The sequence below is a fragment of the Salidesulfovibrio onnuriiensis genome, assembly GCF_008001235.1.
In the GTDB taxonomy this organism is placed as follows: Bacteria; Desulfobacterota; Desulfovibrionia; order Desulfovibrionales; family Desulfovibrionaceae; genus Pseudodesulfovibrio; species Pseudodesulfovibrio onnuriiensis.
Map to the genome: position 1 here is coordinate 2,974,229 of NZ_CP040751.1, position 13,658 is coordinate 2,987,886.

Consider the following 13,658-nt stretch of genomic DNA (forward strand, 5'->3'; position numbering starts at 1 on the left):
TCGAGAAAAATGGCCAACGGTGAAGAATCAGTTGTCAAACAGATCCTTCAGGATTTCGTGAACAACACCATCCCGGACTACATCCTAGAGATGGGGCAAAGCATCGCCGCCGCGGGCGGGGTCCAGAAGATGGACCTCAAGCAGCGCGAGCGATATTGGGATATCGACGGGCAGGTCGAAGGTGAGGATTTCCAGAATTATTCCTCGGAAATCGGCATCAATCTCGGAGACAGGGCCGTCAACTACTACTGCAACTGCCCGGATTCCTTTTCCGGGGTATGCAGGCACGTGGCCGCCACGGCCGTGAAGCTGCTCAAATCCCTGGACACGGAACAGGGAGAGGACATCCCGGCCCCCCGCACGGACTGGCACCAGACCTTCCGCCCCTTTTTCGCCACCGAGCTGGAGCCGGAGTCTGGCAAACACTACATCATCTACCGCATCTACCCGGAACTGGGCAGGCTGCAGGTAGCCTTTTTCCGCGCCCGCCAGAACAAGTCCGGAATTTCCCAGGTCCAGAACGAAATCACCCTACAGCAGATCGTGGAAAACCCCGAATGGTGCGAAACTTCGCCCTTCCTGCCCCGGGTGGCGGGAATGATCGGCCATTACCTGGACTACTGGGGGCACAAGGTCGAAATCCCCGCAGGCCTGCACTCCTGGTTCTTCCGCTCCATCAAGGCCGAATACTACCTGTACCTGCGCGAAACCGACCAGCCCGTGCGCATCGAAAACAAGACCATGCAGCTCAAGCTCTCGCCGCGCCTTTCCGAGGACGGCCTGAACTTCGACATCATGCTCGCCCGCGAGGACAAGCTCCCCTTCCCCATCACCGCGGAAGACGAGGTATATTTCTACGGCCGCCTGCCCCTGTGGGTGTTCCGCAAGCAGGGCTTCTACCCGGTGCAGACCGGCCTCGACCCAGAACTCATCCAGGACATGGTTGAGCAGCAGCCCATCATCCCGCATTCGGACGTCTCCGAATTCCTGGACCGCGTCTGGACCAAAATCCCGCAGTCCGACCTTTACGGGCACGAGGACTTCCTGGAACGCTTGGGCCCCATTTTCCAGGCAGCCAATTACAACCCCAAGCTCTACCTGGACGAGGAAGGCAGCCTGCTGACCCTCAAGGTCCAGAACATCTACGAAAACGAGCACGGCGAATTCGTCCTGCCCGGCCCCAACCCGGACCTGCAGACCGGCAGCTACCACATAGAGGGCAAGAGCTACCTCATCCGCCGCGAGCAGCAGGAGGAAGCCATACTGCTGTCCGAACTGGCGGACATGGGCTTCCAGCCGCGCAGCAACCACATCTGGTTCATGGAGCAGGAAGAGGCCATCAACTTCCTGCTGGACTACTACCCCATGCTCATCGAGGCCTACCGGGTCTTCGGCGAAAAGAACCTGACCCGCTACAAGGTCCGCAACTCCAAGCCCGAAATCGTGGCCGAGGTGGAGTCCGACGAAGAAAACAAGTGGTTCAAGCTGGAAGTGTCCGTGGAATACGACGACCAGCGGGTGCCCATCGAAACCATCTGGAAGGCATGGACCAGCGGCAAGCGCTTCGTGCAGCTCAAGGACGGTTCCTACACCAGCCTGCCCGAAAGCTGGCTCAAGCGCCTGGGCTACAAGCTCAAGGCCCTGGGATACGACCCGGAAAAGCCGCCGCAGAAGGAATTCCAGCAGTTCGAGGTGCCGGTCCTGGACAAGATCCTGGACGACATTCCGAACGCCAAGACCGACGAATTCTTTGTGGAGCTGCGCCAGAAGATAGAAAACTTCAAGGAAATAAGACAGGTAAATCAGCCAAAGAATCTCAACGCAACCCTGCGCCCCTACCAGCAGCAGGGTCTAAGCTACCTGAACTTCCTGCGCGAATACGGGTTCGGCGGCATCCTGGCCGACGAAATGGGGCTTGGAAAAACCATCCAGACCCTGTCCTTCATCCAGTCCATTGCCGAGTCCGGCAAGGCCGGCCCAAACCTGATCATCGTCCCCACCTCGGTGCTGCCCAACTGGGAGCGCGAGGCCCAGAAGTTCGTGCCCGACCTCACCAGGCTGACCATCTACGGCGCCAAGCGTGAGGATCTGTTCCAGCACATCAAGGACTCGGACCTGATCATCACCACGTATGCGCTCCTGCGCCGCGACCTGGATGAACTGCTCAAGTACAAATACAACGCGGTGATCCTGGACGAGGCCCAGAACATCAAGAACCCGAACACCATCACGGCCCGTTCCGTGCGCAGGCTGGATGCGGACATGAAGCTCTGCCTGTCCGGTACGCCCATCGAGAACAACCTGTTCGAGCTGTGGTCCCTGTTCGAATTCCTCATGCCCGGCTTCCTGGGGTCCCAGCACTCCTTCCAGCGCGGCATCGTCAAGCCCATCAAGGACGGCGACGAGGACACCCTCAACTACCTGCGCTCGCGCGTGAAGCCCTTCATCCTGCGCCGCACCAAGTCCGAAGTGGCCAAGGACCTGCCGCCCAAGATCGAGACCACGCATTACTGCGACCTCATCGAGGAACAGCAGGTGCTTTATAGCGCCCTGGCCAAGAAGCTCAAGGACCAGGTGCTCAGGGACGTGGACGAAAAGGGCTTGGCCAAGAGCCAGATGTCCATTCTGGACGCCCTGCTCAAGCTGCGGCAGATCTGCTGCCACCCGCGCCTGCTGAAGCTGGACATCCCGGGCATCGACACCAACCTGCCCTCGGGCAAGTTCGACGCCTTCAAGGATCTGGTCACGGACATCATCGAAGGCGGCCACAAGGTGCTGGTCTTCTCCCAGTTCGTGTCCATGCTGCACATCATCCGCTCCTGGCTGGAGATCAAGGACATGCCCTTCTGCTACCTGGACGGCTCCTCCAAGGACCGTTTTGACCAGGTGGACCGTTTCAACGACTCCCCGGACATCCCGATCTTCCTCATCTCGCTCAAGGCTGGCGGCACCGGCCTGAACCTGACCTCGGCCGACTACGTCATCCACTACGACCCGTGGTGGAACCCGGCCGTGGAAAACCAGGCCACCGACCGGACGCACCGCATCGGCCAGAAGCGGCAGGTCTTCGCCTACAAGATGATCTGCCAGAACACGGTGGAGGAAAAGATCCTCAAGCTGCAGGAAATGAAGAAGGATGTGGCCGAGGCCATCATCCCGGGGCAATCCGCGCTCAAGAGCCTGACGCGCGACGACCTGGAAATGCTCTTCGAGGTTTAGACGATGGCGGCTCCAGGAAACGACCCGAGCGCCGCCTGCGGCTTCATGAACCGGGTCTACCAGCGGGCCACCTATCTCTTCGACCCCCTGCACCAGTGGTGGGAGAGCGACCGAACCCAGCGCAGCGTGGCCGGGTTGCTGATCGCCACCTTCCTGCTGGGCATGGCCTGCATCGAAATGAACCGCCAGGGCTGGCTGCCCGACCCCCTGGCGGCCAGGACGCCCACCAGCCACTACATGGCCATCAGCCTGGCCTTCACCCTGGTGCTCATCCTGGAAGTGGTCAGCCTCATCTTCACCCTGCCCTGCTCCATTTCCAAGGCAGTGGGCAAGCAGTTCGAGATCCTGGCCCTGATCCTGCTGCGCAACTCCTTCAAGGAGCTGGTCCATTTTCCGGAACCCATCACCATTGGCGAAGGGGAGCTGGAGGCGCTCAAACATATCGCGGTGGACGGCATTTCCGCCCTGGTCATCTTCGGCCTGCTCGGGCTGTACATGCTCCTGCGCAAGGATCCCGAAGACGAGCAGACCCGGGGCGCCACGCTGTTCAGTTTCGTCTCCGCCAAGAAAATCGTGGCCCTGACTCTGCTGGCATGCTTCCTGGGCATGGGATCATACAACCTCTGGCTCTTCTTCCATGGGTATGGACACGATTTCGACTTCTTCCTGGCCTTCTACACGGTGCTCATCTTCAGCGACATCCTGCTGGTGCTCATCTCCCAGCGATTCCATCCCTCGTTCCGGGCCGTGTTCCGCAACTCCGGGTTCGCCCTGGCCACCCTGTTCATCCGCCTGGCCCTGACCGCGCCCCCCTACTACAACGCCATCCTCGGCGTGGGAGCGGCGGCCTACGCGGTGCTGCTCACCGTGACCTACAACACCCTGTTCAGCCGTCCCCGGCCCTAAGCACCGCCCTATCGAGAATATAATATTCCACATATGTATGAGGAGCTAGTCTTGAAAAAATCGGATCCCGCAACCCATGGGACGGACTGCCCTCATGCAGCACGCCAACAGACTCACCGCCCTTGAGGCCTGCAGCCCGGAAGAAAGTTTTCGGCAGCTTTTCACCGTGCTCGACAGTCTGGATGCGGTGGTCTACGTCACGGACATCCTGACCCACGAAATCCTGTTCATCAACCGCAAGGGCATGCGGGACGTGGGAGTGGACAATACCGTTCTGGGCCGGAAATGCTGGAAGGTCATGCAGCAGGACCAGGACGGCCCCTGCCCGTTCTGCACCAACGACAAGATCGTGGACGCCCAAGGCGACCCCACGGGCGTCTATACCTGGGAATTCCAAAACACCCACAACGGCCGCTGGTACTTTCTCCAGGACAGGGCCATCCGCTGGACCGACGGCCGGGTGGTGCGCATGGAGATCGCCACGGACATCACCGAACGCAAGCTGGCCGAAATAGCCCAACTCAAGCGGGACGCCATCCTGAAAGCCGTCAGCTGGGCCTCGGAACGCTTCCTGGCCGAAGGCGACTGGCGCAACCACCTGCCCGATCTTTTGCGCCTCCTGGGCCAGGCCACCAACGTCAGCAGGGTCTATGTCTTCAGGAACAGCTACGCTCCGGACGGCTCCGAACGCATGAACCACCTGCTGGAATGGACCGCTCCGGGGGTTCCGTCGGAAATCGAAAATCCGGGCATCACCAACGTGAGCTACGAGGAAGCCGGCGCCGGGCGCTGGCGCACGTTTTTTTTGAACCGGCAGCCGGTTGCCGGAAATGTCGCCGAAGCCCCGCCTGAGGAGCGAAAGGCCCTCGAGGCGCAGGGCATCATCTCGATCGCAGCGGTGCCCATCTACACGGAAGAGACATGGTGGGGCTTCATGGGCTTTGACGAATGCCGTTCCGAACGCCGGTGGACCCCGGCCGAGCTGGACGCGCTGCAGGCAGCGGCGGGCATCCTGGGGGCGGCCCTCAAGCGCCACAGCATTGAAAAGGACCTGCGCAGGCTCACCTCCAGGGCCGAGGAATCCAGCCGGGCCAAGTCCGAATTCCTGGCCAACATGAGCCATGAGATCCGCACCCCGCTCAACGGCGTGCTGTCCATGCTCCAGCTCCTGACCTGCACCCCCCTGACCGAAGAGCAGCTCGAATACATCCAGAACGCGGAAACCGCAGGGAAGAGCCTGCTGGAAATCATCAACGACATTCTGGACCTCTCCAAGATCGAGGCCGGGCGCATGGAGATCGAACCCTACAATTTCCAGCTCTCCAGAATGCTCAGCTCCATTGCCAACATCTTCAACCAGCAGTTGCAGGGCAAGCACATCACTCTCAACTGGGGGATAGAATTCGGCACGCCCGAATGGCTTCTGGGCGACGCGGGCCGCATCCGCCAGATCCTGTTCAACCTCATCGGCAATGCCGTGAAGTTCACCAAGAAGGGCAGCATAGAGGTGGAGGCGTTCGCCCAGCCCTGCCCCGAGGACGACGAGTCCATCCAGCTCAACATCACGGTGACGGATACGGGGATCGGCATTCCCAAAAACAAGCTCGACGCCATCTTCGAACCCTTCACCCAGGTGGAAGGCGTCCGCACGCGCCGCTTCGGCGGAACGGGCCTGGGCCTGAACATCGTCAAACGGCTGGTGGAGCTCATGCACGGCACGGTATCCATCAGCAGCACGGTCTACAAGGGAACCTCGGTGCGCTTCGACGTACGGGTCAAGCAGGGCATCGCCCCCGCCCAGGCGGGAGAGGCCTGCATCATGCCCGCCTTCCGGGTTTCCAAGCAATACACCATCCTCCTGGCCGAGGATAATCCCATCAACCGCCTGGCCGCCAGCCGCTTCCTGGAAAAGGCGGGGCACACCATCACCTGCGTCAACGACGGCAAAATGGTGCTGGAGGAGTTGAAGACCAACGACTACGACTGCGTGGTCATGGACATCCAGATGCCTACCATGGACGGGATGGAGGCGGTCATTGCCATCAGGCAGGGACAGGCCGGGGAGATCAACAGGGAGATCCCCGTGGTGGCGCTCACGGCCCATGCCATGCGCGGAGACCGGGAAGCCATCCTGCGCGCCGGTTTCACCGACTACCTGGCCAAGCCCGTGGACATGGACGCCCTTCTCATCACCATCGCCAACCAAATGCGCTGCATCCAGCCCCCCGAGCAATGAAAACGCTCAACCCGCTTGGTTTCACAAAGCCTCGAAAAGCCTGCACCAAATAACCAATTGTCATATATAGACAATCTGCTTTTTCCTGATTTGATAATGACTTGCATTTTCAACACCCACATACTATAGCCCTTCCTTCATGGAGGGAAGAACATGGTCACCATCAATGTCCACAACTGGCGGGAAGCAACCTGCACGTCGCCCGCCTGGCTACCCGAAAACGAGGAACAGATCCTGTGGGAAGAATATCAGGTGCGCACCGGCATCAAACTGCTGGTACAGAACCGGCCTTCCCTGCCCAGCCCACTGGAATTCGACTTCAAGGTGGCCACCGCTCCCATGGAATTCATGTACTGCGTTTCCGGAAGCACGCGCCTGAGCATCACCGACAAGCACGGCAAGCGGCTGTGCGCCGCAACCACCCCGGACACCTACACCGTTTCCCATCTGCCCTGGACCAGGGGGACCTCCATTACGGACGCGGGCCAGCCCCTGAAGGCGGTGGGGCTGCAGATACACCCGGACACCCTGTGCAGGCTGGTGCATGAATCCGGACAAAGCGTCTGCCCCCGGCTGCGCGCCCTGCTTTCCGGGCCGGATCCCGAGGCCTTTTTCAGCGAAACAGCCCTGCCCCTGCCCTTGCAGGTGACGGTCACCCAGATCCTGGAATGCCAGCTCACCGGTTCACTCAAGCGATTTTTCATGGAGTACAAGGCACTGGAGCTGGTCTACACCCAATTGAGCCTGCTGGACGGGGCCATTGCCCGCACCAGAACCCTGCCCGAGTTCGAATACCGGGCGACCATGCGCGCCCATGCCCTGCTGATGGAAGACATTGTTTCCCCGCCGGGCCTGCAGGAACTGGCCAGAAAGGTGGGCCTGACCCATGCCCGGCTCAACAAATCGTTCAGGACCCTTTTCGGCAACACGGTCTTCGGGCTGCTGCGGCTCGAACGGCTGGAGTGTGCCCGGCGCATGCTGGAGGACGGCAGGCGCACAGTGGCCGAGGTGGCATATGAATGCGGATTTTCCAGCCCGAGCCACCTCTCCCGGGCCTTTACCGGGCACTATGGCTTGCAGCCCAAACAGTACCGGGCCGAACACCTTAAATAGCCCCAAAATCCCCGCGCCCGAAAGACCGAAAATGAAAAAGGGAACCATGTTCGAACACGGCTCCCTTTGCTGTTAAAAATAGCAGGTGGTCTTGAGCCCGAAAGACCGGGGCGCGCCCTGCTGCACCAGGGTGCTGCCGCCCCAGCTCCATTCGTTCTCGTTGTATTCCTCGTCAAAAACGTTCTTGGCCCAGAGCACCACATCGAAGTTGTCGCCTTCGTAGCCCACCCTCGGGTTGACCAATGTCCGGCCGTCCACCTTGGAGGTGTTCTTGGGGTCGGTGTAGAAGGAGCTGACCCCGGTCACGTCCACTCCGGCGAAAAAGCCGCTTTCCCAGCGGTAGGTGCCGCCGACCGAATAGGTCCAGTCCGGGGATCCGGGCGTCTTCTTGCCGTCATAGTCAAAGGGATCGTCCACGGTGGTCCAGTCCCGCAACCGGCTGTTCAGGTAGCCGAGAGAGCTGGTCAGCAACAGGGCCTGCACGGGTTTGTACTGCATTTCCAGTTCGGCGCCGTAGGACTCGGCCCTGGCAGCGTTGACGATGCGCCGGTTTTCCGGATTGGGAATGGTGGGCTCCAACTGGGCCACCTGCTTGTCCGTGATGTCGATGTAGAAGGTGGCCAGATTGGCGGTCAGCTTCCTGTCCAGCAGGGTGGACTTGAGCCCCAGCTCGTAGTTCCAGCTGTACTCGGGCTTAAACATGAACTGCTCTTGCGTGGTGGATGTGGAGTAGTCGAACCCGCCCGCCAGATACCCGCGGCTGACGCGCACATAGGTCATGACGTCGTCGCTCAGGTCATAGGCCAGGCTGGCGCTGGGCAGGAACTCCGTTGAATGGATCTTGCCCTCCAGCACCGAGGTGCCGCCCCCGACAGAGCTCAGGTCCAGGTCCTTTTTCCCCTCAAGCCGTACATAATCCAGCCGGCTGCCCAGGGTGAAGTGCCAAGCCGGGGTAATGTTCCAGGTGCCCTGGCCAAATGCGGCCGCTCCCCAGTTGTCCTGCTCGGTGTCGTGCAGGCCGTAGCCGTAATAGACCGTGTCCGCATCCTCCACGTACCCGTAGACGCCGGCCAGCCAGTCGATGGCCCGGCCCTTTTCCTCCTTGGAGGCAAACCGGAGTTCCTCGCTCCAGACGCCGATGTCGTAGGAACCATAGGAATCCTCGAAACCAGGGCCGAAATTCTGCGTGGACAGGTCCATGTCGTTGATGAAATCCTGGGTGTAGCTGTGCCTGCCGGTCACCGAGGTGATGTCGAACATTTCACCCGCATACTCCACCTTGAGCATCTGGGCGTTGGCCTCCACGGTGTTTCGGTTGCCGCCGTTCCAGGCCAGCTCATTGCGCTTGGTGGCGTACGGGCCGTCCGTATAGCGGTAAACGCCCAGGCCGTCGTGTTTCTTGCGGCCCTCCACCATAAAGGAAATGCCCAGGTCATCGCTGGGGGTCCAACGGGTGGTCATGCGGCCGCTCAGATGATCGGTCTCCTTGGCGTCCGTATCCTTGTAGACATTTCGCATCCACCCGTTCGAATCCTCCTTCTGGGCGCTGATGCGCATGCTCAGCTTCTCGTCCACCAGCGGCAGGTTGGCGGAAAAGCCCTCCTTGAAGATGAGCTTGCCACCGTTGGCGTCCCACATGCCGATATCCGTGAAAGCCTTGGCCGAGAATTCGTTGCCGGGCTGCTTGGTGATGATGTTGACCACCCCGGCCTGCGAGTTGCGGCCGTACAGGGTTCCCTGCGGCCCCTTGAGCACCTCCACGCGCTCGATATCCATGAAGTCCATGTCCTGCATCTGGTGGATGGGATAGTTGACCCCGTCCACGTAAAATCCCGCCGTGGAATAGAGCGACCCCGCGAACGAGGAAATGCCGCGAATGACGATGGCGTTGTCCGCGCTGTTCTTGCGGATGAACAGGTTGGGCACCTGGTCGATGAGATCGTGGAACCCGCCGATGCCGTGCTCGTCCAGGTCCACGTCGGAAAAGGCGCTCACGCCCACCGGCACGTCCTGAATGTCCTGGCCGGTCTTCTGGGCGGTCACGGTCATGGTTTCAATCGTAACTTCCTTTTTCTCCTCCGCATACCCGCACACCGGTGACAACAGCATCACTGCGGCGAGCAACGCCAAAAAACCACTGATTCTTTTCATGTAAACTCCCCAATGACAGACAGATTATGTTCGGGGAGCTTTGTATAATGACTTTCAATCTCATTCTTGCATGTGGTGAATCCATCCTTTCATTTGCGTAACTTTCCAACCGGGCACCCCTCCCTTCAGACGGGACCCGGATGATAATAACGGACATTTGTTCCAAAGTGCAGTTTTGTTCTCATGGTTGACTCCCGAGAATAGTTACGTACTTATGCGAGGCATGCTGTGCCCATCTCTGCATTGCCCGCAGACAACATCAAAAAACGAGCTTGAAACCATGGTTGCGTCTGCCTCATGAATCCCCGTTCATCCGGAACGCCCCGGCACGACATGGGAACGCCCTGCGTTGGATTCACAGGACAAGGCCACACATACCTACACATATGAACAAGATATTCTCCACTCTCCTTGCTGCGGCGGCCGCCCTCCTTCTGGCGGCCCCGTGCGCCGCGAATATTTCCGATTACCAGACCATGCCCGACCTGGTCAGAAAAATCATAAACGTTCCGGAACAACCGAAAGGCGTTCCCAGCCCGGACGGGGAAAACCTGTTGCTCATCCATTACGGCGAGCTTTTTTCGGTGGAAGAACTGACCCGCCCCACCGTGGGGCTGGCGGGCATCCTCATCGACACCAAGAGCAATTCCCGGCGGCCATTGAACCTGGCCAGATCCCTGGGAGTCTATGACCTGGATGACGGCGAAAAAAGGCAGGTCACGAACCTCCCCGAAGGAAGCCGTCTGGCCCACATTTCCTGGGCTCCCAACGGAAAGCACATTGCCATGACCGTCTACCGGGAAACCGGCCTGGAACTGTGGGTGGCGGACCTGGGTTCCCTTGAGGCCACTCGGCTGTCGGAACTGCGTCTCAATGACATCCTGGGGACGCCCTACGTCTGGAGCCCCGACGGCAGGTCGCTCCTGGCGCTGACGGTTCCCGAGGAACGCACCTCCCAGCCGGAAATGTCCAAGCACAAGTTCGGGCCAAAGGTTCGGGACTCGGTCGGGACCGCCACACCGGCCAGGACCTATCAGCACCTGCTGCAAAGCGGCTACGACATCCTGCTCTTCGAATATCTGGCCACCTCCCGGATTTCGGAGATCAAACTGAACGGAGAATACAGGGACATCGGCTCGCCGGGCTTGTTCAAGTCGATCAGCCCCTCCCCCGACGGGAAATATCTCCTGACCGAAACCATTCACCGGCCCTACTCCTACACGTTCCCGGTGGGCAGGTTCCCGTACAGCGTCGAGATCGTCGAACTCGCGGAAGGAAGGACCGTGCGGCTGGTGGACGACCTGCACCTGGCCTCCAATATTCCCACCGCGCCCTGGGGGGTGAGGAAGGGCGCGCGTTACAGCGCCTGGAATCCGGCAGAAGACGCGGAACTGTGGTGGGTCGAATCCCGGGATGCAGGCGGCCGGAAAAAGGATGCGTCCATCAGGGATGAGATCCTTTCACTGAAGGAACCCTTCGACGCGGAACCGGCCTCCAGGCTCGCCATGCCCGACCGGTTCAGGGCCCTGTACTGGGGCAGGGAAGATTTCATCGTCGCCACCGGGACCGCCCCGGGCAACGGCACCACCAGCGCCTGGATTGTGAAGTCCGCCGGGGAGAACCCCGCTCCGCAGGACAACGCCACCGGATGGAAGCAGTTCAACAAGCGGCAGCTGCACCCCATGATCCTCAGCGAGCACGGCCCGTTCAAGCAGTACAGGCTGTCCCCGGACGAAGAGAAGATCTACCTCACGGAACGCGACACGTCCCTGACCTGGGAAAGGAATGTCCTCTTTTCCCTGGACCTGGAAACCGGGGTGAAGGAACTGGTCTGGCTGGGAAATCCGAACGCCAAGGAATCCCCCATCCAGCCCATGGACAAGAAGGGCGAGACCTGGCTGGTACTCAGCGAGTCGTTCACCTCCCCGCCGAACTATTTTATCCGCAAGAGGGACAACACCGAGGTCGCTCGCGTCACAAGCTTCGTCCCCCCGGTGCCGGAGCTGCTGAACGTGCGCAAAGAGCACCTGGAGTATCAGAGACTGGACGGCGTCAGGCTGGCGGGCGACCTATACCTGCCGCCTGGCTATGAGACGGACAACGGGACACTGCCCGTGCTCGTCTGGATCTACCCCCGGGAATACGCCAACCGGGACGCTGCGGAAAAGGCAGTCCACACATCCAAATCCTTCATGCGCCTGGGCCGCACATCCAGGATGTTCTGGCCGCTCATGGGCTACGCCCTGCTGGACAGCCCGACCATGCCCATCATCGGATCCGAGAGGGCCCTGCCCAACGACACCTTCCTGGACCAGCTGAGCATGGACGCCCAGGCCGCAGTGGACGAACTGGTGCGCATCGGGGTTGCCGCCCCGGACAAAATCGCGGTGGGCGGGCATTCCTATGGCGCATTCTCCACGGCGAACCTGCTGGCCCACACGCGCCTGTTCGCTGCGGGCATTGCCAGGAGCGGAGCCTACAACCGCTCCCTGACCCCCTTCGGGTTCCAGAGAGAGCACCGCACCTTCTGGACCGAGCCGGATCTCTACAAGAAGATGTCCCCGTTCTTTTACGTTTCGGGAATGAAGAACCCGGTCCTGCTCATCCACGGCGAACACGACCAGAACGCCGGGACCTTTCCCGAGCAATCCGAACGGCTCTATCAGGCCCTGGTGGGGCTGGGAAAGACCGCCCGGCTGGTAATGCTCCCCCACGAGGGGCACTCCTACTACGGCAAGGAATCCATCATGCACATGATATGGGAAATGAAACGGTGGCTCGACATCCACCTCAAAGGGGAAACCGAGGCCTACGCCCCGGAAAAGGAATAAAATATTCGAATTGCCCCATTCCCCGAAACATAATCGCTACAATTGTAATATCCAGTAAGTGCCGCAAAATCAAACACTTCCCAACCAAAATATAAATCTATACCAGTCACCTCCACCCCAGCTACATGCAGCTCTATCTTTTCACCACCTATATCAATATTATACTGAACTTTAGAAAAATATCTATAGCTAGACACACTAATAAGTTCTATTGCTTCAATTGGCAAATTAATGTTAGTTGATATTTCTGTTCCATATCTATATATCCTATTACCATCATGGACAATTATCTTCACTTGAGTGCCGCAAGATTTCCAATAGCCACATTATTACATAGTCCAAGGTTATACTTATTATATAAATATTCAATGCCAATCTGCTCTTCATTTTCTCATTGTATCATTTTTAAAATAATTATATATTATATTGACTACATCAGTTTTTTTTACAAATTTTACATCTTTAATTTTATATAATGATTTAATAAAATGTATAAAATACTGATCATCTTCATTTACAAAGTAAAATTGACTTCCATATGGATTAATGATTATTCTAGCTACATTATCAGCCTTATCTATGTCATTTTCACACAACACTATTAAAACTCCAATATCATCCTTCTCCAATCTTCTAATTCTACACCGACTCTTAATTCCTTTCTTAACACGATTAAAATATTGCATTTCACTCTCATTCCGATCTTTCCATACTTTTATTAAATCTGGATTGAATACATCAATTCCAGGATTACCACATACAACAACAACATTACTCTCCATTGGATCAGATGTAATTTTAATATTATATTTAATATATTTATCATATTTGCCTAAATAAAATTTTATTTTTTCAACATATTGATGACTACACTCACCTTGGATTGAAATAATTATATCTTTTTCCCAACGAATAACTTTATCACTTTCGCTTAACGATTTTTCTACATAATCCATATAGCTTTCATTCAATGCTTGTGCATTTGCACTTTGCGAAATAAAACTAAATACAGCCACCAACATTATCAATTGAATATACTTATCTTTTAGCATAATACCGCACGACTAAAATTAAACATTAATTATTGTTTCAACATCCTTATTCCCACCGCCAAAAGATGCTACGTCATCAACAATCTTCAATTGCTTCCCGCAATTCCATTCATCGGGCTTGAGGCACAAGCCGTCCTTGTCTTCCCACAG

8 protein-coding genes are annotated in these 13,658 nt (G+C 57.8%); 5 read left to right on the forward strand and 3 right to left on the reverse strand.

Annotated features, from left to right (window positions below; genetic code table 11):
* The first annotated feature begins 9 nt into the window (after positions 1–9).
* From FGL65_RS13570 to FGL65_RS13585, 4 genes are all read left to right on the forward strand, one after another.
* On the forward strand, positions 10–3,219 hold the full coding sequence (locus FGL65_RS13570; protein WP_147821780.1) for a DEAD/DEAH box helicase: 3,210 nt from the start codon (positions 10–12) through the stop codon (positions 3,217–3,219).
* Between the two features lie 3 nt (positions 3,220–3,222).
* Entirely contained in the window at positions 3,223–4,125 is a 903-nt protein-coding gene (locus tag FGL65_RS13575; protein ID WP_250645493.1) for a hypothetical protein, read from the forward strand.
* A 76-nt stretch (positions 4,126–4,201) separates the two neighbouring features.
* Positions 4,202–6,361, forward strand: a complete 2,160-nt coding sequence (locus FGL65_RS13580) for a GAF domain-containing hybrid sensor histidine kinase/response regulator (RefSeq protein WP_147821782.1) — start codon at positions 4,202–4,204, stop codon at positions 6,359–6,361.
* A 153-nt stretch (positions 6,362–6,514) separates the two neighbouring features.
* Positions 6,515–7,474: a helix-turn-helix transcriptional regulator gene (locus FGL65_RS13585; RefSeq protein ID WP_147821784.1), complete on the forward strand. Its 960-nt coding sequence runs from the start codon at positions 6,515–6,517 to the stop codon at positions 7,472–7,474.
* Positions 7,475–7,546: 72 nt separating this feature from the next.
* Here FGL65_RS13585 and FGL65_RS13590 read toward each other — a convergent pair whose 3' ends face one another.
* Positions 7,547–9,625 (reverse strand): TonB-dependent receptor, encoded by a 2,079-nt coding sequence (locus FGL65_RS13590; protein WP_147821786.1) that lies wholly within the window; start codon positions 9,623–9,625, stop codon positions 7,547–7,549.
* Positions 9,626–10,011: 386 nt separating this feature from the next.
* Here FGL65_RS13590 and FGL65_RS13595 point away from each other — a divergent pair, with 386 nt between their 5' ends.
* A complete protein-coding gene (locus tag FGL65_RS13595) occupies positions 10,012–12,456 on the forward strand; it encodes a S9 family peptidase (protein WP_147821788.1) in 2,445 nt (814 codons plus the stop codon).
* On the opposite strand, the gene FGL65_RS13600 is transcribed toward FGL65_RS13595, so the two are convergent.
* Together FGL65_RS13600 and FGL65_RS13605 are read right to left on the reverse strand one after the other, a co-directional pair.
* Entirely contained in the window at positions 12,435–12,752 is a 318-nt protein-coding gene (locus tag FGL65_RS13600) for a hypothetical protein (RefSeq protein ID WP_147821790.1), read from the reverse strand. The two genes, FGL65_RS13595 and FGL65_RS13600, sit on opposite strands and share 22 nt — an antisense overlap.
* 87 nt (positions 12,753–12,839) lie before the next feature.
* Complete coding sequence (locus FGL65_RS13605; RefSeq protein ID WP_147821792.1) at positions 12,840–13,508, reverse strand: hypothetical protein; 669 nt, start codon at positions 13,506–13,508, stop codon at positions 12,840–12,842.
* Positions 13,509–13,658: the final 150 nt, after the last annotated feature.